Source organism: Chryseobacterium sp. TQ-BC-N36 (genome assembly GCF_058382295.1).
On sequence record NZ_CM178175.1, the window covers coordinates 3,017,769 to 3,042,838 of the forward strand.

Below are 25,070 nucleotides of genomic sequence, written 5' to 3' on the forward strand. Positions count from 1 at the left end.
ACCTAAAAAAGCCGTTGAAAAAAAATGTAAACATGCTCACTGGCTTACGGGACTAGCTGTTCAATGAACGGTATACCAGCAGCTGGTTGTTGGTAATCACTTCTTCTCCTTCTTTCAGTCCGTCAGTAATATAAGTGACATCACCTACCTGTTTTAATACTTTGATTTCTCTGATCTTCACATCTGTTCTGGATTTAAAAACAACGACAAAGCTTTTATTATCATCAAAAATTACGGCCTTTGATGGCACAGCCAATGTTGTATTGTTCTCAAGGCTGGAAACTTTTATGGTGGCTTTACTGTCCGGTATCAGGAGTCCGTTGGCATTATCCAGCACTACTCTTGCCTGCATCGCATTGGTTTGGGGATCAATGATTTTGAAAATCTTATCAATTTTTCCGTCAAAAACTTTATCCGGATAAGAAAGGGTAGATACCTGAGCTTTCATTCCAAGGCTGATCTTATCAATATCTGATTCATTGACATTCATAATGGCCCACACATTGGTTGTATTGGCAACATCAAAAATGTTATCACTCCTGTCACTTCTGAGCTGCATATCCTTATTGATACTTTTCTGAACGATATATCCGCTTATCGGTGCTACCACACTGTATATATTTCCGGTTTTCACATTATAAACCGTACTTACAGCTGTTGCTCTCTGTAACTGATCTTCGGCTTTTTGCAACTGGCTTTTTGCTTCCAGGACATCTCTTTCTGTATTAAGTTTTCCTTCGTACAGTTCTTTTGCCACACGAAGATTATTTTTAGCTACCACCAAATCAGTTTTGGCATCACTTACATCTTTCTGGATTTCTGCCAGCTCAGTACTTCTGATGGTTGCCAGCACCTGCCCTTTTTTCACATAATCTCCTAATTCTACATTTACACTCATTACGTTTCCTCCTACCAACGGATAAACATCTATATAGCTGTTTTTGTCCGCTGAGATCTTTCCGTAAAAGCTGTATTCATCTTCTATATTCTTTTTCTCAACTTTTGCCAGGGAAATGGAATTCAACATTGTGTTGCTGAGCTCAAATCCTTTTTTGGCGTGATTGGTTTTCTCTTCCTCTTTTTTTGAACAGGCCAATAGTGAAAGAACCATCAATGCGGGAATAATATATGTTTTCATGTTTTTAATAGAAGATTTTCGTTTGTACTAGTTGATTAAGCTGTTCTGCAGACTGCATGATCTCATTTTTCATATCGTAGATCTGAAGGGCTGTTTCCCTGTAGCTGTCCATAAAATCTGTAAATTCAATCAGATTGACATTTCCTTTTCTGAAATTATTCAGCATTCCGTTGTAGACTAGCTCCATATTCTGAAGATCTGTTGTTTTCACATCCAGAAGCTGATCATACTGAACCTTCCATGTTTTATAGGCAGACTGAACTTTGGTTTCGAGGGTAAGCTTCTGAAAATCTGCATTTTTCTGATTCTGCTGAATAGCATAGTTGGCCTTTTCTACATTTCCCTGATTTGCTCTCCATAAAGGCAGCGGAATACCGAGTGTCAGATTGGCTTCATTATTAAAGGTTCCCCCTGCCTGATCCCATGCTGCTCCTACCGTTACATCCGGCACATTCAATGATTTCTGCCACTGTGCATACAGCTTGCTGTTATCAATGAGCTTCAGATTATACCGGTAATCGGCATTATTTTCCAGTGCTTTGCTTTTCAGTTCTTCTTCATCACCGAAAGGCTGGGCAGCTAGGGCTTCTTTGGCTTCTGCTTCAGACATTGTTGGTTCTATATCTTCAGAGATCCCTGTTAAAACTTTTAAATTCTGCTCAAAGTCAAGGATATTTTTGTTGATCTCCAGTTTATCATGATTCAGCTGAATTACAATACTCTGCAGCCTTACAGCATCTTTAAGCGAAACATTTCCTTTTGCTGACTGTACACGATAGGCGTTCAGGAGGTCATTCATATAACCCAGCTGTTTATTGGTATTCTCCAGTTTCAGTTTTTCGTAATAAAGATTAAAATAGGCAGAGCGAAGCTGAGATCTTAAATCGACAAGCAATTGGGAAAACTGAAGCTGAGCCAGTTCCTTATTGGATTTGGCAAAAGCAATTTCATTTTTCTTTTTCCCGCCCATATAAATCAGCTGTGTAATTCCCGCTCCTTTTGAGTGTCCGACATCAAAAAGCTTTTTACCCTGAGGATTATAAGCATTAACCTGTCCACTCAATTGGGGCAATTCCCAGATTTTAGCCTGCAGAATATCTGCATCAGCCATATTGATGTTGTATTGTTCGGCAAGCAGCTGGAGGTTGTTCTTCTGGAAAGCTTCTTCACATTCCAAAAGAGACATCTGCTGTTGTGCCGCCATGAATGAGGAAACGGCGAGGCACAGCACTGCAATTCTGTTCATTATTTTTTCTTTTTAAAATACAAAATTGCTTTGATGCGATTAAAAGAAACTTAAATGGTGCTTAAAAAAATATTAAAATCACCTTAAACAGGCGGTTTTGAAGAAAAAAAAGCATTGAAAAAAAATCTATTTTTCTCTATCTATTGAATTTTTTATTAAAAATTCAATCCCGTGTTTAACAAAAATACGCGGCATCTAAAACCTGCCTTACAGATATTTTTTAAAAATCAGCGTAAACTTATTAATGTACTCATCAGGGGAAGAATATACTATATCAGCATCATGATATTCCAGAATTCTTTTAACGATTCTGAGCCCCAAGCCAGAGCCTGCTATATTCTGTGCATTATTCCCTCTTGTGAAAGCCTGAAACAACTTTGCCTGTTCCTCTTCAGAGATTGTATTGCCATGAGAAATGACTTCAACAGAAAGATTATCATTGGTCTCAGTGATCAATACCTTTACTTCCGTATTATCTGAATACACAGCGGCATTTTTAAAAAGGTTAATAAAGACAATGGCCAGCAAAGACTGGATCCCTTTTATCGTGAGAAAAGCATTTTCAGAACTTTCTTCATGAATCATGAAATCCAACTGAAGCTGGGGGTAACTTTTCTCTACCGCTTCAAAGGCTTCAAAAATAACTTCATCAATTCTCACTTCCTCATAAATGCTCTGAATGTTTTCTTTATCGAATTTTGTAAGCAGCAAAAGAGAATTCGTCAGATCTGACAATTGATAGACATCCCGCTGAATCTGTTTTAAAGATGACAGGGTATCCGGAGAATGCTCTTCAAATTTAATCAGGTTTTCCAACTGAAATGCCATTCTCGTAATGGGCGTTCTGATCTCATGTGAAGCACTCGCAGTAAAATCCTTCTGCGACTGAAATACATCATCCAGTCTTCCGATCATTGTGTTAAAAGATCTGGCAAGAACACTCACTTCATCATTGGACTGCTGCACAGGGATCTGGGTTGTCAGTTTATGGGCAGTAACCTCAGAAATCTCTTTGTTCAGATCTTCCAGCGGGCGAAGAAATTTTTCTACAAAATAATAACTGAAAAATCCGATAAGCATGGTACTCATCACATAAGCTGCGATCAAAAGGTATTTAAGATAGACCAATTTAGATTTCCCATTGGTATCAAAGGCGCTGGTAAGAATGTAATAATTTTCACCGTTAATTGTTCTGAGTGCAGCATAGATCTCAGGAACGGTCTTTTCCGTATAGATAATTTTCTTTTTATCCAGCTCCTTAAGCATAGCACTGTCCCAGGTGACATTTCTGTCTTTGATTGTACTATAAATCAGTTCTTTTTTCTCATTAAAAATCAAAATCTTCTCATTCAAAAGAATATTATCTGAATTTTCGTTGAAAAAAACCGGGGCTTCCTCTTCAAAGTCTTTGGATTTTGAGATGAAATGAGAGGTAAATTCAAGTCTTTGCCTAAATCTTTCTTTGAACTCATCCCTTCTGAAATCATTAAAAGATAAGTAAATGACAGCCATGACCATTCCAAAAAGTAATGAAAAGGCTATGCTAATCGTTAAGGCTATCTTTCTTTTTAAAGACATTTATAATGGACTTAGGTAATATCCAAAACCTGAACGGGTATGAATCAATTTTATTTTAAAATCCTTATCAATTTTTTTACGCAGGAAATTAATATAAACTTCCACCGTATTGGTATTCGTATTAAAATTGTGTTCCCATACATGTTCCGTGATCTGCTGTTTGGAAACTGTTCTCCCCTGCGCTTCGGCAAGATAAACCAACAGCTGAAATTCTTTTAACGTAAGAGTGATTTCATTGCCTCCCCGGTATACTTTCTGCTCAGTCTTATTGATAATAAGATCATCAATTCTGAGAATATCCTGGTCCGAATTATCAGAAGGTGCTTTTCTTCTCAACAGGGAGTTGATTCTTAGCAGAAGCTCCTCAAACTGAAAGGGCTTTACTAAATAATCATCGGCAAGCCTCGTAAAAGCATCTTTCTTATCAGAGATGTCTCCATAGGCAGAAATGATGATAATGGGGGTATTTTTATCAAAAGAACGAATCGTCTGGCAGACATCAAGTCCATTAATTTTAGGCACATTGATGTCAAGCAAATACAGATCATAAGTACTGTTTTTTATCTGGCGGAGAAAAGTTTCCCCGTCATAGATCTTATCACAGTTAAAATTATTTGATTCTAAAAATCTGCAAAGTTCTGCAGAAAGAATGAGATCATCCTCCAATAAAAGAATATTCATCAAAATTTATTTTACACGAATTTAACGAAAATTTTTAGGATTGTGATTCTAAAGGTTAAGTAAAAGTATTTTTAAAGCAAAAGTGATCAACCTGTGATAGAGATTAAAGCCAATGGAAGCTTTTTATTTTTAACGGACTATTTTCGGCTACGCTCAGAACCCATTACTATTGAATATTAATCTGCCTCCTATTTTATTTATATGTTGACCGCTTTTATGGATCAGTCTCAAAAGCTGGAGGGATATGGAATTTAAACTAACGCAAAATTTTCAGCCTCTTATCTCATATTTTCAAGGGGGCAAAGCATGAAATCAATTTCATTGATTCTTTCTAAGCAAATACATATCCACTAAGCTTCTTCAGCGACAAAACCGCATTCTTAGCTTCCTGAAATAAAACATTTGAATCATTTTTTCTTGCGATTAAAAAATGACCTGTCGGTTCAATAAAAAGTATAGATTTTGTACCAGTCCTCAACTTTTGCGATTGATCTTGAAAAACAGAAGTGCAATATCAGAATTTTGAGCAAAAAAAATCCCGAAGAAATTCGGGAAAAATGGAGAGCCAACTACGGGACTTGAACCCGTGACCTCTTCCTTACCAAGGAAGCACTCTACCGCTGAGCTAAGTCGGCATCAACTAAAAAAATCACACTATGGAGCGTGATTTTCGTTGAGCGGAAGACGGGGGTCGAACCCGCGACATTCAGCTTGGAAGGCTGACGCTCTACCAACTGAGCTACTTCCGCAATTTTGTTTCCAAAACTATTGGTAACGCTGTGCAAAACTAAGAAAAACTTCTGAGGCTTGCAAGTTTTTTTTCTAATATAAAATGTGGGGAGAGCAGGATTCGAACCTACGAAGCCGAAGCAACTGAGTTACAGTCAGTCCCATTTAGCCACTCTGGAATCTCCCCTCATGTTTATATTAAAATGAGCCTCCAGAGGGATTCGAACCCACGACCCCGAGATTACAAATCACGTGCTCTGGCCAACTGAGCTATGGAGGCATTTTAATAAAGGACTGAAACTGATCGAGAAACTCTACTCTACACATTTCAGTGTTAAAAAAAAATCACCTTTATCGTGTGATTTTTTGAGCGGAAGACGGGGGTCGAACCCGCGACATTCAGCTTGGAAGGCTGACGCTCTACCAACTGAGCTACTTCCGCAATTTTGTTTCCAAAACTATTGGTAAACGCTGTGCAAAACTAAGAAAACTTATTTAATCCTGCAAGTTTTTTTTCTAAAAATATAAAGTGGGGAGAGCAGGATTCGAACCTACGAAGCCGAAGCAACTGAGTTACAGTCAGTCCCATTTAGCCACTCTGGAATCTCCCCAAAAGTTTATATTTTATGAGCCTCCAGAGGGATTCGAACCCACGACCCCGAGATTACAAATCACGTGCTCTGGCCAACTGAGCTATGGAGGCAAATATAAAAAAGAATTCAAAAGATCGCTGTTCCTTTTTTGCGAGTGCAAATATAGAACGGATTTTTTGAATTCTCAAATTTTTTATAAACTTTTTTTAACTTTTTTTCCTATGCCATTTCTTTTTTCTTGATTAATAGCTTTTTAGCAGTATCAACGCAAAGGTCCAGACTTTCTTCAAAACTTGTAGTTGTTTTCTTTACTACGATATCGTCTCCCGGAACCGCTAAAATAATCTCGGCTGTTTTGTTCGCTTTATCCGAATTATTTTCAACTTTCAAGAATACCTTACACTCCTGAATCTTGTCATAGAAGGTATCTAATTTGCTTACTTTTTTGTCGATGTGTGATTCTAGTGGTTCGTGTGGAGTTAAACCAATTGATTGTACTGAAATCTTCATAATTCTTCTTTTTTTGATGCTCGAGGGTGAGCCTGATTAAACACTTTTTTCAATTGTTCAATATTAGCATTCGTATAGACCTGAGTACTGGCAAGACTGGAATGCCCTAATATTTTTTTCACTTTGGAGATCTCCGCCCCATTATCCAATACGTGAGTAGCAAAGCTATGCCGAAGGATGTGGGGACTTTTTTTTTCTTTCGTTGTTATAAGACTAAGGTACTTATTAACTACCACATAAACAAATTTTTCATTGAGTTTTTTCCCTTTCTTATTGACAAAGAAATATGATTGATATTCTGTCTGCGGATTTCTTATTTCCAGATAACTTCTGAGAAGTCCAGACAGCTCAGCGGAAATGGGAACTACCCTTTCCTTATTCCCTTTTCCGATTATTTTCAATTCATTTCCGTATATATCAACATTCTCAAATATCAGGCCACAAAGTTCGGCCTTACGCATTCCTGTCTGATACAGAACCTCCATAATGCACTTTTCAAGAAGATCATGCATCTGTTCGAAAATTCTTTCATTAAGATCCGCCATTTCCTCTTTGGACATAGGAATCTGTTTTTCAGCATAAAACTTCAGGGAAGAGATGCCTTCAGTGGGAGAAACCTTAATTTCTCCAATTTTTAAAAGAAAAAGATAAAAACTGCGGAGGGAGGATAATTTCCTGTTAATACTCCTTTTGGAAATATTGTTTTCGCTCAGTTCGACAATAAAATTTCTGATAATTTTCTTGTCGGCTTTCGCTAAGTCATCGGAAGATTCTGTTCTGAGAAAGAAATGGGAAAAGTCTTCAAGGTCTTTTTTGTAGCTTGTTACGGTATGAGGAGAATATCTTTTTTCGAATTGTAAGTATTCTAAAAACTTTTCCAGCATCATAGATTATAAAAATAAAAATTCACTTCTCAAATATAAGAATTTAAGAAGTGAATTAATATATGGTTAAGAAAAAATCTTAAGCCTGCTCTTCTTTGCTAAGTGCTCTTTGTTTGTAAGCCGCTTTTAGTCTAGCTTGTCTTAAAGTCACAGAAGGCTTAATAAACTGCTGTCTAGATCTTAATTGACGAACAGTTCCTGTTTTATCAAATTTTCTCTTGTATTTTTTTAAAGCTCTGTCGATGGATTCACCATCTTTTACTGGAATTATTAACATATTTTACATCTCATTTTGGATGGCAAAAGTAGGCATTTTTTATGATAACACAAAATATATTACAAGAAACAATTACTTTCTTTATTCAATCTTTTTTGAAAACCCCGCATTAAAGGGAGTTCACATAAAAAAATATTTTATCCACACCGGCTGAATATTCAAGAGCTTATCTTTTCATTCTTTTCATTCCAGGACAAATTTTTCTTTAATACAGGCCATATTAATGAAATGTAAACAAAAAGCATTATCTTTGCATTCACTTTATTCATGGGGTTGACTGGTTTCGACAGCAAGACCAATGGGTAAGTAAGCATGCAGAGAACCGTAGCGCGATCTCTATAATCCCTTGCTACAGAATTTTAACTGGCAACGAAGAGTTCGCTCTTGCAGCTTAATATCGAAGTATAGTAGATTCAAGCGTTTTCCCGAAGATTTCAGTAAGGAAGCAAGATATTCCACAAATGCTCTGTTCTGCGGCGTTTGATCCTGGGATATAGGAATGCGGAAATAAGGCTTTAGAAGCTTCGGCTAAAGCACGAAAACCTCAGAAGATAAGCCGGAAGTTGGGCGTCTGCTCTCTGCTTCCCGTCGAAAACCAATAGCAGAATAAGCATGTAGAAAGCTTATGTATTGCTTGTTTGGACGAGGGTTCGAATCCCTCCAACTCCACTAAAACCATCGACTTCTCGATGGTTTTTTAATTATACTCTTTTATTATATCCTACATTAAGAATAATTTTTATGCATCATATATATATATAAGTCGTTTCAAAAATGAAAACCTATTGAGTTATCCAAACAAATAATTAATTTTAAGATGATATTGTAAAAATGAAGCTCCTAAGATGGACTTTCAAAGCAAGATCGTTCGTAGACTCTTTTAGTCTTTCTAATATTGATTTTACATTCATCTTCAGATAACAAATATAACCTCCTGAAAACTAAAAGACTAAAACTTCATAAGCTAAAATGAAGGCCGTCTATCCACAAAAAAGACTAAAAAAATGTTTTATCGTAAAGAATTTTATATATTTGCACCATCTAACAATTAAAAAAATAATTTACTATGTCAGACATTGCATCAAGAGTAAAAGCTATCATCGCTGATAAGCTTGACGTTGAAGAAACAGAAGTAACTCCTGAAGCTAGCTTCACTAACGATTTAGGAGCTGATTCACTAGATACAGTTGAGTTAATCATGGAATTTGAAAAAGAATTTAACATTCAGATCCCTGATGACCAAGCTGAAAAAATTACTACTGTAGGACACGCTATCGCTTACATCGAAGAAGTAGTAAATAAATAATATTCTTCAACAAAAAAAGAAATTAAACAAAGTTTATGGAATTAAAAAGAGTAGTTGTAACCGGATTTGGAGCAATAACACCAATAGGAAATAATGCAAAAGAATACTGGGAAAATCTTGTGAAAGGTGAGAGCGGTGCCGCTCCGATTACTCTTTTTGATGCCACAAACTTTAAAACAAAGTTCGCCTGCGAAGTGAAAAACTTCGATCCGTTGCAGCATTTCGATAAGAAAGAAGCTAAAAAAATGGACCGAAACACTCAGTTGGGACTTGTTGCTGCAAGAGAAGCAGTAGCGCATTCCGGAATTATTGAAGACAATGTAGATAAAAACAGAGTCGGAGTAATCTGGGGTTCAGGAATCGGAGGATTAGAGACTTTTGAAACTGAAGTATTAGGATGGGCCAATACGGAAATTCCGAGATTCAACCCGTTCTTTATTCCGAAAATGATTGCGGATATCACTCCAGGACATATCTCTATTGAATACGGTTTTCATGGACCGAACTATACTACGGTATCTGCGTGTGCGTCTTCAGCAAATGCAATAATTGATTCCAAGATGCTGATCCAGCTAGGAAAAGCAGACGTAATTGTGTGCGGAGGCTCTGAAGCAGCCGTTACAGCAAGTGGTGTCGGTGGATTCAACGCAATGATGGCACTTTCTACAAGAAATGACGATCCTAAGACAGCTTCAAGACCTTTTGACAAAGACAGAGATGGATTTGTACTCGGTGAAGGAGCAGGATGTATCGTTCTTGAGGAATATGAGCACGCTGTAAAACGTGGTGCTACAATTTATGCAGAATTGTTAGGAGGAGGTCTGAGTGCTGATGCACATCATATGACCGCTCCACACCCTGAAGGCCTTGGTGCTTATCTGGTAATGAAAAACTGTTTGGAAGATGCAGGCTTAACTGCTGATGAAGTAGATCATATCAATATGCACGGTACTTCTACTCCATTAGGAGACATCGCAGAATCCAATGCAATTTCGAAATTATTAGGCGAGCATGCTTATGACATTCAGATCAATTCTACAAAATCAATGACTGGTCACCTTTTAGGTGCTGCAGGTGTCATTGAAGCTATCGCTGCATTGGGAACTATTATTCATGGTACTGTTCCTCCTACCATCAACCATTTTACTGATGATGAAAATATTGACAGCAGACTAAACTTTACGTTTAACAATGCTGTGAAGAAAGATGTAAAAGTAGCCATGAGCAATACTTTTGGATTTGGCGGGCACAACGCTTGCGTTCTATTTAAGAAAATCTAAATTCAATGAATGGAGTTACAGAAATACTTTTCTAAATTCCTTCTCAAAAAAAGAAAAAGACAATTAACGGAGAGAGATTATTTTCTCAGTACCGAGCTTAAAAAAGTCTTGGGTACAGAGGTACAGAATATTGCTCTTTACCGCGAAGCTTTTTCTTTGAAAAATTCTTCTAAAAATCAAGACAGTAATTACGAAAGGCTTGAATTTTTGGGGGATTCTGTTTTGGGTACAATTATTTCCTGTCATTTATTCCAGACTTATCCACAGGCTAATGAAGGATATCTGACACAGATGAAATCTAAAATTGTTAATAGGAAAAACCTCAATAAATTAGGAGAAGACCTCAAGCTAACCCAACTTTTGCAAAAGCAAAATAATTCTTCAGCTTTAGGTGAAAATATTTCCGGAAATTTATTCGAGGCCTTAATCGGTGCCATTTATTTAGACTTCCATTATGATGCTTGTAAAAGGATCATTCTGGAAAAACTGCTGACCCCTTCAGAGATCAATAAGCTTGAAAATAAAATTGTAAGCTATAAAGGTCTGCTTCTTGAATGGAGCCAGAAGAAAAAAGTCAATATCAAGTACGAAACCTGCGAGGAAATACAGGCCAATAAATCTGTAGTATTCAGATGCCACGTGTGGCTGGGAGATGATAAAATTGCCAATGCAACCGAGACATCCAAGAAGAAAGCAGAGGAAAAGGCAGCGCAAAGGGCATTTTATATTTTAAACAAAAAAGAAAATATACTTGGAAATTCAAAAACTTTATGATCTTGATGATATAGAATTTGAAGATATTGCCATAGGATTGGTAAGATTAGCAAAAGATATACCTGCTCATGAGTTTTTTTATAAAATAAATCAAACCAACGATCTTAATTTTTCAAGAAAGAAAGATCTTGTCTTCCATGGAGGATATTACGATTATTTTTTTCCAAGATATGAGGCCTACCACAAGTTTACCAAAACCTGTTTTACCTTCATTTCAAATAAATCTTCTGAAAGTAAGCAAAAAAAAATTCAGACAGAACTCTTTACAGAAGAAGAAAACATTAAATTTTTATTAAATAATCAGGTAGATGTAGAATATATTCTGCATAGTTCGGAACAGTTTCCTGATTTTTCCGTAATTTTGCTCCCTGAAAATCTTGTGTTTCCAATTCAAGATTATACACTGAGTTCTGATGAGGAACTTTATCAAATTATCCAGTATTATGAATAAGTATTTAAAGAAGACAAAAATTATCGCAACACTAGGGCCTGCATCATCGTCGAAGGAGGTTATGTTAGATTTAATGAAAGCAGGTGTTGATATTTTCAGAATAAATTTTTCCCATGCAGATTACGACTTAGTTCGAAAAAATATTGAAATAATTAGGGAGCTAAACAGCGAGTATGGTTATTCAGTAGGTATCCTGGGAGATCTTCAGGGTCCAAAGCTGAGAGTGGGTGTCGTAAAAGAAGGGTCTTACCTGAATCCGGGTGATATTCTTACCTTCACCAATGAGAAGATGGAAGGAGATTCCACCAAGGTGTACATGACTTACCAACAGTTTCCACAGGACGTAAAAGTAGGGGAAAGAATCCTTATTGACGATGGGAAGCTGGTATTGGAAGTTACTGAAACCAACGAAAAGGATACTGTAAAAGCGAAAACTATTCAAGGGGGACCTCTGAGCTCTAAAAAAGGAGTTAACCTACCTAATACACAGGTATCTCTTCCGGCATTGACAGAAAAAGATATTCAGGATGCGAATTTCATGCTTGACATGGAGGTAGACTGGATTGCTCTTTCTTTCGTTCGTCATGCACAGGATATCATTGACCTGAAAGAATTAATCGCAGGCCATCCGAATGGTAAATTCAAGACGCCTATTATTGCGAAGATTGAAAAACCTGAAGGGGTTAAAAATATTGACGAAATCCTTCTTGAATGTGACGGATTAATGGTTGCCCGTGGTGATCTTGGGGTGGAAGTTCCAATGGAAGAAGTTCCTGCCATCCAGAAAAACCTGGTAGAGAAAGCAAGATTTTATTCCAAACCGGTAATTATTGCTACTCAGATGATGGAAACCATGATCAACAGCTTAACACCAACAAGAGCGGAAGTAAATGACGTTGCCAACTCTGTATTGGATGGAGCTGACGCGGTAATGCTTTCAGGAGAAACATCTGTAGGTCGATATCCGGTACAGGTTGTGGAAAACATGGCTAAAATTGTAAAAAATATCGAAACAACTCATTTCTATCAGCACAAGAATGAGCCTATCGAAAAAGATTATAACTGTATTGATGAAAGATTCATTACCAACAGAGTTTGTCTTGCAGCGGTAAGAATTGCCAAAACAACAAATGTTTCTGCGATTGTAACCCTTACTCATTCAGGATACACTGCTTTCCAGCTGGCAGCACACAGACCAAATTCGCATATCATTGTATACAGTGGTAACAGAAGAGTGATCACAATGCTGAATCTGCTTTGGGGGGTTCATGCATACTATTATGACATGAAGAAATCTACTGATGAGACGATCATCCAGGTAAATATGCTGACCCATAACTATGGTTATATCGAAACCGGAGACTTCGTTATCAACATCAATGCTACTCCATCATATGAAGGTGGAAAAACAAATACATTGAGATTGACTACAGTATAAGCAATAAGCAATAAGCAATAAGCAATAAGCAATAAGCAATAAGCAATAAGCAATAAGCAATAAGCAATAAGCAATAAGCAATAAGCAATAAGCAAAATTACTTTTTGTGAAAACATATAAAAAAACTCCCGGAAACTGATTTCCGGGAGTTTTTTTTATTCAAAATTGTAAATCTTAATTGCCTACAATTGTCTTAGCTGTTACAAATTCTTTTAAAGCCAACAGAGACAGTTCTGTCCCATACCCCGAGGCTTTGGTACCTCCAAAAGGGAAACGTGGATCAGAGCTCGTCATACGGTTGATATTAACAGTTCCTGATTCAAGGTTTTCAATGAAGAATAACTGGCGCTCTTTATTTTTTGTCCAAACAGAATTGGAAAGCCCGAAAGGAATATCATTTGCCATCTGTAAAGCCTCTTCATCGCTTTTTGCAGTCATTACCATTCCAAGAGGCCCAAAAAGTTCTTCCTGTAAGATAGGATTTCCTTCCTGAACCCTGATTAAACCTGGCTTAAATTCATTCTCAGAAATTCTCTCCAAAGGAATAATGATTTCTGCACCATTTTCCAGGGCTCTGTTGAACTGCGCTTCCAATTCGTCAGCCAGGTCCGGTCTTGCCATTCCTGCTAATTTTGTTTCTTTACTGAAGGGATCTCCAACTTCATAAGTTTTATATTCCTCAATAAATATAGGTAAGAATTGCTCTTCAATCTTTTCATCAATAATAAATCTTTTAGCTGCAGTACAGGTTTGTCCACAGTTCTGAAGCCTTGATTTTACTCCTGCTTTTGCTGCTTCTTCCAAATCTGCGTCATCAAAAATGATAAAAGAGTCACTTCCTCCTAATTCGAGTAGGGATTTTTTAATATTTAAACCAGCTATTGAAGCAACTTCCCCACCTGCTTTTCCGCTACCTGTCAAGCTTACTCCTTTTACCGCGTTGTGTTCAAGGATTTCTTTTACAACTTGATGTCCTACTTCAAGATTCTGGAAAATACCTTCCGGAAAACCTGCTTCCAAAAGCACTTCTTCGATAGCATTTCCACTTCCGAAGCAAATTGAAGCATGCTTTAAAACCACTGTATTTCCGGCCAAAATTGCAGGCGTTGCAAATCTCAGTACCTGCCAGAAAGGAAAATTCCAGGGCATCACTCCTAAGATCACTCCTTTGGGAGCATAATGAACTTCAGAGTAAGTAAATTCAGATTCAACTTTTTCAGGTTTTAATGTATTTTCTGCGGCGGCATAATAATTCATCATCAAAGCACATTTCTCCACTTCAGCAATTGATTCGGAAAGGGGTTTATTCATTTCCGACGTAATGATCCTTCCAAATTTCTCCGAATTATTCTTTAGAATTTCTGCTGCTTTTGCAATTAACTTCTGCCTTTCCTCAAACGGCACTTTTCTCCACACTGAAAACGCTTTATCTGCTTTAATAAGCTTGCTTTCAATTAATTGTTCCATAATATAAATTTCTGTTTTAAATTCAGCTAATGAATTTATGAGTGCTCTTATTTTAAAAGCACGGTGAAATCAGCAAATTCCATTCCTTAGGGGTTAATAAAATAATGATTTTCTCTATCGGAAGAATATAGCTTTATCTTAAATCATTAGCCATTCATTCACAAGACAGGCTGCCAGTCTTGCTGTCCGGTCCTGGATATCGAAAGAAGGATTTACTTCAGCCACGTCCAGGGCAACCAGTTTTTTATTTTTTAAGATATGTCTGTAAAAATGCATAAAAGCTGTATCTGCAAAGATACCATTATATGCTGCAGCGGAAACTCCGGGAGCGACTGATGCATTAAAAACATCCATACAAATTGTGAGATAGGCAAAATCCACATTGTCCAGCAAATCATCAATACGCTGGTAAATAGAAGGTAGATTTTCAAAAAACAGTTCATCTGCAAGGATGTATTTCATCCCATATTGATGAGCAGTATCAAAAAGTTTCAACGTATTTGAGTTTCTCTGAATGCCAATATGCAGAGAGTTGATCGGACCTTCCTGGGCAATCTGCCAGAATCCTGTTCCGGAGCTTGGTCCTACCCCTTTTTCTGGCTGTCTGTTGTCAAAATGGGCATCAATATTGATGATCCCGATTTTTTGTTCCGGGAAAGCAGTCTTAACACCTAAATAATGGGCATAAGTTACTTCATGCCCCCCACCCAGCACAAGGGATTTCCCTCCTTTTAAAAGTACTTTTGAAACATTTTTAGCAAGGCTATTCTGTGTATTTTCCAGATTACCGTCTTCACAGGTAACATTTCCAAAATCCAGCATTGAAAAATCAGGCATGATAACCGGGAAATTCGACATATTTTTTCTGATCATATCCGGGGCATCTTTAGCTCCCTGACGGCCTTTATTTCTCCTTACTCCTTCATCTACAGCAAAACCATGTAATACAAAATCATTTGCTGTGATATTGTCATAATTACGTTCTTCTTTTACTCTTTGAAATATTCTGTGATAGAGAAGTTCTTCTCCGTCCAATCTGCCTTGCCAAATATTATTCATTATTCAGTCATTTGCCTATTGTTTGTTTTCAATAAGCAGACACTGGGAACCGGCTCATTGAAGACAAAGTATGGTTTATTTATAATTTTTTATATCAGATTTCCATCAATATACACCTTCTCAGCTTTTAAACTTCCCTGATTATACAGTACATTCTGGAAGTTGTTTGTTTTAAAAGTGACAAAATCTGCCTTTTTTCCTGCCTCAAGCTGTCCCCTATCTTCAAGGTTTAATGCATAAGCAGCACGGAAAGTCATTCCGGCCAATACTTCAGCGGTAGTCAGTTTCTGGAAAGTAGCGAGAATAGATGCCTGGGTAATTAAATTCCCCATAGGTGCAGATCCCGGATTCCAGTCACTCGCAATGGCTACAATAGCGCCTGCATCCAATAATTTCCTTGCCGGGGTAAATTTCTCACCCAGTCCTAAGCTTGCTCCCGGAAGCGCAGTTGCCACGGTATCAGAATCTGCCAGAAACTGAATATCTTCATCTATCGTTGCTTCCAAATGATCTGCTGACTTTGCTCCTACTTCCACTGCAATTCTTGAGCTTCCCGGTGTAAACTGATCAGCATGAACCGTGATTTCAAAGCCCAGTTCTTTTGCTCTAAGTAAGAACTCTTTACTTTCTTCAGGTTGAAAAGCTGACTTTTCAATGAAAATATCCACTCTTTCAGCCAATCCTTCTTCTTTTACTTTGGGTAGAATTTCAGTAATGATATAGTCAAGATATTCAGGATTGCTTCCATCAAAATCTCTTGGTTTTAAGTGAGCTGAAAGACAAGTAGGAACTAAAGTAGCCTTAGTTTCGCTCTGTGCTTTTTTAATAATTCTGAGCATTTTCAGCTCATTTTCTACATCCAGACCATAGCCGCTTTTCACTTCAATGGTCGTAATCCCAAGATCAACCAAAAAGCTGATTCTTTCAATCAGAGTTTTCAACAATTCTTCTTCTGAAGCATTTCTTGTATGCTGAACAGAGCTCCAGATTCCGCCGCCGCTTTCTGCAATTTCCAGATAAGTCTTACCGGCATTACGCATAGCAAAATCATTGGCACGGTTTCCTCCGAAACAAATGTGGGTATGTGAATCTACAAAAGCAGGAAGAACTACCTGCTCTCCGGCAATCGGTTCAATGGCTATCCCTGGGTTTTCTGATTTTAATATTTCGAAATTTCCGGTTTTATGAATGGTATTCTGATCTACTACAATTCCTCCGTCAACAATAATTTCCAGCTGTTCATCGGAAATTTTTCCTCTTAATGGTAGATTAGCAAGTGTTACAACCTGCTTAAATGGTCCTATTAATTTCATTAGTTTAAAGTTAATGTCATGTTTAGATTGAGACCTGCTGATGTTCCAGCCAGTATTCATCTGCTAAACAATCAAAATTTTATTAATTTTTATTAATAATTTCTCCTCTCAAAAATACTTAAAATATCCCAATTATTTAAATCTTAGCTATTCCCATTTTCAACCTTAAGAGAAACTCGGCTTCAATCTTCACCTTTTCTTAATCAGCCCTTCAACCTTAGTCTAAATTTGCTATCTTTGAGGTAAAGGAATTGAATTAATGCCAGATTTTTTACACCCAGATAAGGAAAACTACTCACGAGAGGAGCTCATGCAGGAAGAACAGATCCGTCCCCAAAGCTTTAAAGATTTTGCGGGACAGAGAAAAACGCTGGAAAATCTTGAAGTTTTTGTTACCGCTGCAAAGAGGCGTGGCGGCGCACTGGACCACGTATTATTACATGGACCGCCAGGATTGGGAAAAACTACTTTAGCCAACATTATTGCCAATGAACTTGGAGTGAACTGTAAGATTACTTCCGGTCCCGTATTGGATAAACCAGGAAGCTTAGCAGGTTTATTGACCAATCTGGAGGAAAATGATGTTCTTTTCATTGATGAGATTCACCGGCTTTCTCCTGTGGTGGAAGAATATCTGTATTCCGCCATGGAAGATTACAAGATTGATATCATGCTGGAGACGGGCCCTAATGCCAGAAGTGTACAGATCGGGCTGAATCCTTTTACCTTAGTAGGCGCTACGACAAGAAGCGGTATGCTTACCAAGCCCATGCTTGCCCGATTTGGGATCCAAAGCAGGCTGGAATATTATTCTATTGAGCTTTTGTCAATGATTATCCAAAGAAGTGCAAGGGTTTTGGGTGTTATTATTTATGAAGATGCAGCCATTGAAATTGCCAGAAGAAGCCGCGGGACTCCAAGAATTGCGAATGCACTGCTGAGAAGAGTACGTGACTTTGCCGAGATCAAAGGAAATGGTGAAATTGAGATCAAAATTACAAAATATGCACTGGATTCTCTGAATGTAGATGAGTTCGGACTGGATGAAATGGATAATAAGATCATGCGTGTTATGATTGAAAATTTCAAGGGAAAACCGGTTGGGATTTCCGCCCTGGCAACATCTATCGGTGAAAACCCGGAAACACTGGAAGAGGTTTATGAACCCTTTTTAATTCAGGAAGGATTTATTATCCGTACTCCCAGAGGAAGAGAGGTTACTGATAAAGCTTACAGACATTTGAATATTACAAGACCCAAAAACCCTGGAGAGCTATTTTAATTCAAAGTTTTGAGGTTAAAGTTCAAGGTTTAAGGTTTAAGGTTAATGAGAATTGATTAGTTTATGTTTATACCTAAATTATACAGAAGTGAAGATTACAATTTGATGAGAGAAATCATCAAAGAAAATTCTTTCGCTTTACTGATTTCTTCAGTCGATAAGATACGGGCAACTCATTCTATGATGATGCTTAATGAAGACAATCCCGAAAAGGCTTATATTGAAACTCATATTTCAAGGGCTAATCCTCAGGCAAAAATTTTAAAAAACGGAGATGAAGTTCTTTGTGATTTTTTAGGTGCTCACACTTACATATCCAGCAGCTGGTATGATCATATCAATGTTTCTACCTGGAATTATGAAGCCGTACAGGTCTATGGAAAAGTTGAAGTAATGAGTCATGATGAGCTCTATGCCCATTTGGACAAATTAACTTCCAAATATGAAAGCTTCCAGCAATGCCCAATGATGGTAAAAGATATGGGAAGAGAGTTTGTGGAAAAAGAAATGAAAGGAGCTTTTGGTATTAAAATCATTCCCACTGAAATATTTATCAAACAAAAACTTTCTCAGAACAGAAAAGAGAATGATTTTAATAACATTATCACACAGCTTGAGCAATCTGATGATAATGCCAGAAAAATTGCGGAGAAAATGAAATTAATAAAAAAATAATCAAAATATACATATGAAGTTATATCCAATACAATGTGGAAAATTTAAACTGGACGGCGGTGCTATGTTCGGAGTCGTCCCAAAGAGTCTGTGGGAAAAAACAAACCCGGCAGACGAAAGAAACCTGATCGAACTGGGAACCCGTTCCCTGCTTATTGAAGACGGGAAAAAACTGATCCTTGTAGACTGTGGTCTCGGAAACAAACAGGATGATAAATTCTTCGGACACTACTCCCTGTGGGGAGATGATACTCTTGATAAAAATCTTAAAAAATATGGCTTTGTAAAGGAGGATATTACAGATGTATTCCTTACTCACCTTCACTTCGATCACTGCGGTGGCGCTATTGAATGGAATGACGACAGATCCGGATACAGACCCGCCTTCAAAAACGCCAACTTCTGGACTAATGAAAATCACTGGCAGTGGGCTACAGAACCTAATGCAAGGGAAAAAGCAAGCTTTCTGAAGGAAAATATTATGCCAATGCAGGAAAGCGGCCAGCTTAATTTTTTACCGCTCCCAACTACAGGAAATTATGGTTTTGCACCTGATCTGAAGATGGATGTCATTTTTGTAGACGGGCATACGGAAAAGCAAATGCTCCCTGTCATTCAATATCAGGAAAAAACATTGGTTTTCGCAGCCGACCTTATTCCTACAGCCGGGCATATCAACCAGGTATATGTGATGGGATATGATACCAGACCTCTTTTAACACTGGAAGAAAAGGGAAAATTCCTTAAACAGTGCGTGGATAACGAATATTTATTGTTCTTTGAACATGATGCCCATAATGAGCTTGCAAGCCTAAAAATGACTGATAAAGGCGTAAGACTTGACGAAACGTTCAGCTTTAATGATGTTTTTGGATATTAATTTTTAGTCATGGAAGAATTACATTCAGAAACCCAACAGACAGAGCCGGAACCAGCACCCAAGATCATAGGGTTAACCGGCGGTATAGGCTCCGGAAAAACTACAGTAGCGCATTTTATAGAGGAATTCGGTTTTCCGGTGTATTACTCTGATGACAGGGCAAAAAGCATTGTCAATGAAAGCGAAGAGCTGAAAATAAAAATAAAAGAGCTTCTTGGCGAAGGTTCTTACGATGAAAACGGATGGTATGATAGAAAATTTGTTGCAGATAAAGTTTTTAATAACAAAGATCTGCTTCAGCAGCTAAATGAAATCATTCACCCTGCAGTAAGGATTGATTTTGAAAATTGGGTCAGCCAACAAAGCAAATATCTGGTTTTCAAAGAAACAGCATTATTATTTGAGTTAAAACTTAACAGACAATGCTACAAGTCTCTTCTGGTAACCGCTGAGGATAATATCAGAATCAAGAGAGTAATGGACAGGGATAACAAAACCTACCGCGAAGTGGAAGCTGTTATGGAAAAACAAATGCCTGAAAGAGATAAAATCAAAATGGCAGATTGTATTATCTACAACAATACCAATCTGGAAGAACTAAAAGAACAAACTGAGAAAGTAATTTTCAGTATTGAATAAATAAGAACTCGTTAGAAAAATTTCTAACGAGTTTTTTCTGCAAAAAATATTTCTTAGTTATTCAAATTCAACCAGGATCTTTTTATAAAAAATAAGCCTCCATTCCTGGAGGCTTATTCTATCTGAAATTTAGGTTATCTATTCTTTGATAAATTTCTTCTGAACCGTTTTACCGTTATCATCGATATCTATCACATAAACTCCGTTAATCAGTCTGCTGACATTGATCTGGTTGTTTAACAGGATGCCATCTGCAATTACCTGTCCTGCCGCATTGTAGATCTTATACTTAGCTCTCTTGCTAACGTTTTTGACAAACAATACTGAGCTGACAGGGTTTGGATAAATCATAACACTTGTCTGATCTATAGGATTCGCTACGACAGGTTTAGAGATTCTTACCGTGTAGTCCTCCACTTCTCCGTTATTGAAGTCGGTACAGTTTACCGGGATACCATCTCGGGACATTGCCACTCTCATCACTACATACTTATAGTCTGTCATGCTTACAAATGCATCGGATGGTACATTGAACTTACCGGATACAGGGCTGTTTGAATTAGGTGAAGATGTGAATACCCTTTCGTTGATATCAAACTCACCGTTTCTGTTGAAGTCAATCCATACCGCAATTCCTTCGTTGTATGTTGTTCCCGTCCATTTCTTCTCAATGATGATCTCATTATCTGTTGATCCCTGGATCATTTCAATGAAAGTCTTAGGTACTCCTGTATAATCTGTATACGTAGATGCTCCGGATTCATTCTCCATCGTTTTCTTACCTGTAGGCTTCACAGTAACTTTGGAAATATACTCTCCCGTAGAATTTCCAGCCTTCATCTTACAGTAGATTACAGTAGGGGTTGTAAAATAGTATGGAGGTGTATAATTTCCTGGAGTACCGTTACAGATATTCACTACCTGCATTTCATACTTCGTCAATTCTGTAAGACCTGTCAGTACAAGATTGTTAACCAATGACGGTACTTCTGTCCAGCTCGGAATACCCACTTTTCTATAACGAAGAACATATGTTGCTCCCGGGAAAGGATCCCACTTAACTTCCGCTGATGTTGGAAGCAGTTGGGTAATGGTCAATCCAGGTGGAGGAATCTGGCAAATTCTTTCTGTTGTAAATACTTTAGGGTTTGAATATGGATTCAGTGTTGATTCTCCGTTACACTGGTTAGCGATCTGTACTTCATACGTAGTATATGGCTCTAAAGCAGTAGCACTTCCTAATACATAAGTATTTGCTGGTGGCGCAGGTAAGCTAACAATATTCCATGGATCTGTACTCCCTACTTTTCTCCATCTCATGGTATAAGTAGAGCTTGCTGCTAATGGAGCCCACGTAATCAATGCTGTTGTTGGAGTGATATTACTTATGGTTACATTAGGAGGAGTCGGATCACATCTTGTTGTGAAGGTCTTGATCGGGGTAGCCGTTCCCACAACATCTCCACATATTGAAGCTACTTCTACTTCATAAGTAGTAGCAGGCGTTAAGTTACTGATAACTAAAGGAAGGTTTCCTAGAAGCGTGGAGGCATACACCAGTGTCCAGGTAGTTGTTCCCTGAACACGGTATCTCACCACATAGCTTACTCCAGGACCGGTAATGGTAACAGTAGCGGTTGTATGCGTTGTGGTAAATGTCGGAGCATTAGGGGTTGCATTGCTACAAGGTCTTATTCTTACCCTGTAATCTTCAACTTCTCCATCTATCGCATTCTGACACATTACAGGTGCACTCGTACGTCTCAATACTACGCGCATTGTTGTAGTCAGTGGTCCTGTATAAGCGGTAGAAGGAACTGCAAATGTCGCAGTAACCGGGGTTGTTGTATTGGCTGGTGAAATTAAAATTCGCTCAGCATCGGTAAACTGACCGTTTCTGTCAAAGTCGATCCACGCTGTTACAGCATCATTGCCCGTAGCTCCGGTCCAGCCTTTTGCTACAGAGATTTTATTGTTCTGAGAATTCACATCTAAAGTAATAAGAGTCTCAGGACTTGTATAGCTGGTATAGTTGGTCTGTACTGATGTATTATTCATCGGTGGAACCCCAAGGTTCGAAGAGGTAACAGTTACATTCGAAATATGGTCATTGGTTCCTGTTCCTATCATCTGACAGTAAGATAACGGTGGCGTTGTAAAGGTTACTGATCCTGAATAAGATCCTGTAGATCCATTACAGGTGGTAGAAACCTGAACTTCATACTGGGTCTGCTCTGTAAGACCGGTAATCCCGTAGAAGTTCTGACCTGCAGTAACTGTAGCCGTTTGCCAGACACCTCCAAGTGTTCTCCATCTGATGTTATAAGTAGCACCTGCAGTAGCAACCCATGATACGGTTGCTGTAGTGGCAGTAAGGTTATTCACCGTAATATTTGTCGGAGGTGCTGTTGTACAGGTTTGAGGATCTACAAATTTCACTGCATAATCTTCCACTTCTCCCTGAAAAAATGTTCCACAAGGGTTGTTGGTACTACTTGTACTCATCACAATACGCATACGGGTTGGCTGAGTTCCTGTATATACATTACCGCTGGCAGCAGTAGGCACTGCAAAAGTAGATGTTACAGGAGTAGCTGTGCTTGCTGTAGTATTAAGAATTCTCTCACTTGTTTCAAATACCCCGTTTCTGTTAAAGTCTACCCACGCTGAAACTCCATAAGAACTGCTGGAGCCTGGCCAGTATTTGTTAACAGAAATTTTATTATTTGCTGATCCTCTTTCAAAGATAACAACTCTTGTTGCGTCTGCTGTATAATCTTTATAGCCATCCGAATCTGAATTACTTACCATAATAGGTGTATTCGTAGGAGTCACCGTAACGTTATTAATATATCCGCTGGTAGATGTATTACCAGTAGGATTAGCTGTACAATAAGTAAGAGCCGGAGTTGTAAATGTCACACTTGGTGAGAACGCCCCTGTAGTCCCTCCGCAAATAGTAGCAATCTGAACTTCGTATTGAGTCTGATCTGCCAAGTTAGTAAGCAGCTGGTTACTGGTAAGTGGAGTCGTGATATTAATTGTTGTCCACGTCACATCTGTCACCTTTTTATATCGTAATGTATAAGTTGCTCCAATAGCAGGAATCCAGTTTACAAGAGCTGTACTTGCAGTAAGGTTTGAAACTGTAATATTACCCGGAGGCGCAGCTGAACACGGCTGTAAAGCAATAACACTTAACGTAAAGTCCACGTAGTTACCATAAGCAGCAGGTCCGCATGAATTAAGGTTGCCTAACCATGATGTTGCCATCCTTACTCTGTAATTCCCAGGAGCCTGCCCTGCAGCTATTGGAATAGTTCCTGTAGCTGTCGCAGTATAACTGGTAGTAGCAATGATCGTTTCACCGGGACCGTTAAAGTTCATATCATTATTCCAGTCAACCCAGATATAATAGTAATAAGTACTGCTTCCTGCAGCTGCTAAATTTACTGTTACAGAGGTACTGGGAATAGCAGAAAATATGGTTGCCGAGTTATTCACATATGCTGTGTAACTGTTTGCTGAATAATTCAAATTTGAGATACCTCCTGTTGTTGTAATATTATTCAGGTAATATGTTGTACTTGAAGTACCTCCTGTAGGCACACAATATCCTGTATAGAAAGAAAGAGGTCCTTTCCATGCACTTTGATCAGTTGCACTACACCTTGCTCTTACCCAGGCATAATACGTCGTATTAGGACTTAATGGAGAAAGTGTAGTTGTTGTCGTTGTTCCAGAAACATTTTGTGATGGTACAGTTGCCCCTGTTGGAGCAGTGTTACTCGTGCTGTAATAAATATCATATCCTCCTGCCGGTACATATGAAAAAGCAGTCCAGTTCAATACTGCACTGGTTGGCGTTACCGTACCAACAGAAAGAGTTCCGCTTGCAGGCATAGGCGGGCATGTAGGAGGTGTCGTGAAACTTATTGGCCCTGACCATGTACTTTGGTCCGTAGCACTACATTTTGCCCTTACCCAGGCATAATACGTTGTGTTTGGCACTAATGGAGAAAGTGTTGCAGTCGTGCCGGAAGGAACATTTTGTGATGGAGGTGTTGCAGCAGTTGGTGCAGTGTTACTTGTACTGTAATAAATATCGTATCCCCCTGCCGGTACATATGAAAAAGCAGTCCAGTTTAATACTGCACTGGTGGTATTTACCGTTCCCATAGATAAAGTTCCTCCTGGAGGCATTGATAAACATGTAGGTGGTGCACCAAAAGTTAATTGTACATTAGGTCTGTTGGCAGTCACATTACCATTACCTGTCGGAGCTGAGCCATCAGCCTCGAAATACATATGGCTTGCAGCAGCATTGCTATATTTAAAGCCTGCTCCAGCAGTTCCGGATCCCCCTCCGGATCCTCCATAATTGGTTTCTACTAAAACCATAAGATTATCAGTTCCATTATAACTGTAAGGAAGCTGTAATTGAAGGGTATTCCAACCAACCGCAAGGCTGGTTACGTTCGCACTATATACCAGAGTAGCTCCGGTAGTTACTGTATTCCAGGTTTGAGCCGTGATGGCTGTAGTAGTGGAAGGTACAGATTTTAAATAAACCTTAACCGGGAAAGTAATATTCATGGTGGCAGTAGCTTCCCATCCTACGGATAAGATGCTTCCTCCTCCCGGAGTGTTTATTTCTGCAGCAGTATAGAGCGATGCAGACCTTTGATACCCATAATAGGGAGTCAAAGGATATCTTTGTGTACTGGTTCCTGTTCCGATAGTGACCGTTTGAGCATGTAATGACAGCCCAAAGATCAACCCAAGAAACAGAATTAAAGAGGTAAAGAGTTTCTTCATAATGTTTTGGTTAGAATTCTATGTTAATCTTACAAAATTAATCATATTTTTA

20 protein-coding genes, 7 tRNA genes and 1 other RNA gene are annotated in these 25,070 nt (G+C 38.3%); 10 read left to right on the top strand and 18 right to left on the bottom strand.

Annotated elements, in window-relative coordinates; translation table 11 throughout:
• Positions 1–52 precede the first annotated feature (52 nt).
• The 14 genes from AC3FI7_RS13455 to rpsU form a co-directional block, all read right to left on the bottom strand.
• Positions 53–1,138 carry an efflux RND transporter periplasmic adaptor subunit gene (locus AC3FI7_RS13455; RefSeq protein ID WP_142723719.1) on the bottom strand — a complete coding sequence of 362 codons (1,086 nt, stop codon included), beginning with the start codon at positions 1,136–1,138 and terminating at the stop codon, positions 53–55.
• A 4-nt stretch (positions 1,139–1,142) separates the two neighbouring features.
• Entirely contained in the window at positions 1,143–2,384 is a 1,242-nt protein-coding gene (locus AC3FI7_RS13460; protein ID WP_142723718.1) for a TolC family protein, read from the bottom strand.
• Positions 2,385–2,591: 207 nt separating this feature from the next.
• Positions 2,592–3,962 carry an ATP-binding protein gene (locus tag AC3FI7_RS13465; protein ID WP_343659905.1) on the bottom strand — a complete coding sequence of 457 codons (1,371 nt, stop codon included), beginning with the start codon at positions 3,960–3,962 and terminating at the stop codon, positions 2,592–2,594.
• Positions 3,963–4,643: a response regulator transcription factor gene (locus AC3FI7_RS13470; protein WP_047435426.1), complete on the bottom strand. Its 681-nt coding sequence runs from the start codon at positions 4,641–4,643 to the stop codon at positions 3,963–3,965. It abuts the gene before it with no gap.
• Positions 4,644–5,206: 563 nt separating this feature from the next.
• Positions 5,207–5,278, bottom strand: a tRNA-Thr gene (locus tag AC3FI7_RS13475).
• A gap of 41 nt (positions 5,279–5,319) precedes the next feature.
• Positions 5,320–5,392: transfer RNA gene (locus AC3FI7_RS13480), tRNA-Gly, on the bottom strand.
• An 86-nt stretch (positions 5,393–5,478) separates the two neighbouring features.
• Positions 5,479–5,559, bottom strand: a tRNA-Tyr gene (locus tag AC3FI7_RS13485).
• Positions 5,560–5,578: 19 nt separating this feature from the next.
• Positions 5,579–5,652: transfer RNA gene (locus AC3FI7_RS13490), tRNA-Thr, on the bottom strand.
• A gap of 89 nt (positions 5,653–5,741) precedes the next feature.
• A tRNA-Gly gene (locus AC3FI7_RS13495) sits at positions 5,742–5,814 on the bottom strand.
• Between the two features lie 88 nt (positions 5,815–5,902).
• A tRNA-Tyr gene (locus tag AC3FI7_RS13500) sits at positions 5,903–5,983 on the bottom strand.
• A gap of 18 nt (positions 5,984–6,001) precedes the next feature.
• A tRNA-Thr gene (locus tag AC3FI7_RS13505) sits at positions 6,002–6,075 on the bottom strand.
• A 109-nt stretch (positions 6,076–6,184) separates the two neighbouring features.
• Complete coding sequence (locus AC3FI7_RS13510; RefSeq protein ID WP_002976393.1) at positions 6,185–6,475, bottom strand: HPF/RaiA family ribosome-associated protein; 291 nt, start codon at positions 6,473–6,475, stop codon at positions 6,185–6,187.
• Positions 6,472–7,359: a tyrosine-type recombinase/integrase gene (locus AC3FI7_RS13515; RefSeq protein WP_291900371.1), complete on the bottom strand. Its 888-nt coding sequence runs from the start codon at positions 7,357–7,359 to the stop codon at positions 6,472–6,474. The genes AC3FI7_RS13510 and AC3FI7_RS13515 overlap by 4 nt, the downstream gene beginning before the upstream one ends.
• A 79-nt stretch (positions 7,360–7,438) precedes the next feature.
• Positions 7,439–7,636: a 30S ribosomal protein S21 gene (gene rpsU / locus AC3FI7_RS13520; protein WP_034693154.1), complete on the bottom strand. Its 198-nt coding sequence runs from the start codon at positions 7,634–7,636 to the stop codon at positions 7,439–7,441.
• A 269-nt stretch (positions 7,637–7,905) separates the two neighbouring features.
• Between rpsU and ssrA the strand changes: the two genes are divergently transcribed.
• The 6 genes from ssrA (at position 7,906) to pyk (ending at position 12,885) form a co-directional block, all read left to right on the top strand.
• Positions 7,906–8,308, top strand: a transfer-messenger RNA (tmRNA) gene (gene ssrA, locus AC3FI7_RS13525).
• 394 nt (positions 8,309–8,702) lie between these two features.
• Positions 8,703–8,942 (top strand): acyl carrier protein, encoded by a 240-nt coding sequence (locus AC3FI7_RS13530; protein WP_002976354.1) that lies wholly within the window; start codon positions 8,703–8,705, stop codon positions 8,940–8,942.
• Between the two features lie 35 nt (positions 8,943–8,977).
• On the top strand, positions 8,978–10,222 hold the full coding sequence (gene fabF / locus AC3FI7_RS13535) for a beta-ketoacyl-ACP synthase II (protein ID WP_291900074.1): 1,245 nt from the start codon (positions 8,978–8,980) through the stop codon (positions 10,220–10,222).
• 9 nt (positions 10,223–10,231) lie between these two features.
• Complete coding sequence (gene rnc / locus AC3FI7_RS13540; RefSeq protein ID WP_291900076.1) at positions 10,232–10,996, top strand: ribonuclease III; 765 nt, start codon at positions 10,232–10,234, stop codon at positions 10,994–10,996.
• Positions 10,974–11,447: an IPExxxVDY family protein gene (locus tag AC3FI7_RS13545; protein ID WP_142725410.1), complete on the top strand. Its 474-nt coding sequence runs from the start codon at positions 10,974–10,976 to the stop codon at positions 11,445–11,447. Before rnc ends, AC3FI7_RS13545 begins: the two co-directional genes overlap by 23 nt.
• Complete coding sequence (gene pyk / locus AC3FI7_RS13550) at positions 11,440–12,885, top strand: pyruvate kinase (RefSeq protein WP_291900079.1); 1,446 nt, start codon at positions 11,440–11,442, stop codon at positions 12,883–12,885. The genes AC3FI7_RS13545 and pyk overlap by 8 nt, the downstream gene beginning before the upstream one ends.
• Positions 12,886–13,059: 174 nt before the next feature.
• Here pyk and AC3FI7_RS13555 read toward each other — a convergent pair whose 3' ends face one another.
• From AC3FI7_RS13555 to hutI, 3 genes are all read right to left on the bottom strand, one after another.
• Entirely contained in the window at positions 13,060–14,352 is a 1,293-nt protein-coding gene (locus tag AC3FI7_RS13555; RefSeq protein ID WP_142725411.1) for an aldehyde dehydrogenase family protein, read from the bottom strand.
• Positions 14,353–14,490: 138 nt separating this feature from the next.
• Positions 14,491–15,411, bottom strand: a complete 921-nt coding sequence (gene hutG / locus AC3FI7_RS13560) for a formimidoylglutamase (protein ID WP_142725412.1) — start codon at positions 15,409–15,411, stop codon at positions 14,491–14,493.
• An 89-nt stretch (positions 15,412–15,500) separates the two neighbouring features.
• Positions 15,501–16,724 carry an imidazolonepropionase gene (gene hutI, locus AC3FI7_RS13565; protein WP_343659934.1) on the bottom strand — a complete coding sequence of 408 codons (1,224 nt, stop codon included), beginning with the start codon at positions 16,722–16,724 and terminating at the stop codon, positions 15,501–15,503.
• A gap of 259 nt (positions 16,725–16,983) precedes the next feature.
• On the opposite strand from hutI, the gene ruvB reads away from it, so the two are divergent.
• The 4 genes from ruvB to coaE all read left to right on the top strand — a co-directional run bounded on the left by ruvB (position 16,984) and on the right by coaE (position 20,200).
• The gene (gene ruvB, locus AC3FI7_RS13570) at positions 16,984–18,006 is read left to right on the top strand and encodes a Holliday junction branch migration DNA helicase RuvB (RefSeq protein ID WP_002976338.1); all 1,023 of its coding nucleotides are present in this window, start codon (positions 16,984–16,986) and stop codon (positions 18,004–18,006) included.
• Positions 18,007–18,069: 63 nt separating this feature from the next.
• The gene (locus AC3FI7_RS13575; RefSeq protein ID WP_142725414.1) at positions 18,070–18,681 is read left to right on the top strand and encodes an FMN-binding negative transcriptional regulator; all 612 of its coding nucleotides are present in this window, start codon (positions 18,070–18,072) and stop codon (positions 18,679–18,681) included.
• A gap of 13 nt (positions 18,682–18,694) precedes the next feature.
• Entirely contained in the window at positions 18,695–19,561 is an 867-nt protein-coding gene (locus tag AC3FI7_RS13580) for an MBL fold metallo-hydrolase (protein ID WP_142725415.1), read from the top strand.
• A 9-nt stretch (positions 19,562–19,570) separates the two neighbouring features.
• Positions 19,571–20,200 carry a dephospho-CoA kinase gene (coaE, locus tag AC3FI7_RS13585; RefSeq protein ID WP_491460310.1) on the top strand — a complete coding sequence of 210 codons (630 nt, stop codon included), beginning with the start codon at positions 19,571–19,573 and terminating at the stop codon, positions 20,198–20,200.
• A 138-nt stretch (positions 20,201–20,338) separates the two neighbouring features.
• On the opposite strand, the gene AC3FI7_RS13590 is transcribed toward coaE, so the two are convergent.
• The gene (locus tag AC3FI7_RS13590) at positions 20,339–25,018 is read right to left on the bottom strand and encodes a GEVED domain-containing protein (RefSeq protein ID WP_343659937.1); all 4,680 of its coding nucleotides are present in this window, start codon (positions 25,016–25,018) and stop codon (positions 20,339–20,341) included.
• Positions 25,019–25,070: the final 52 nt, after the last annotated feature.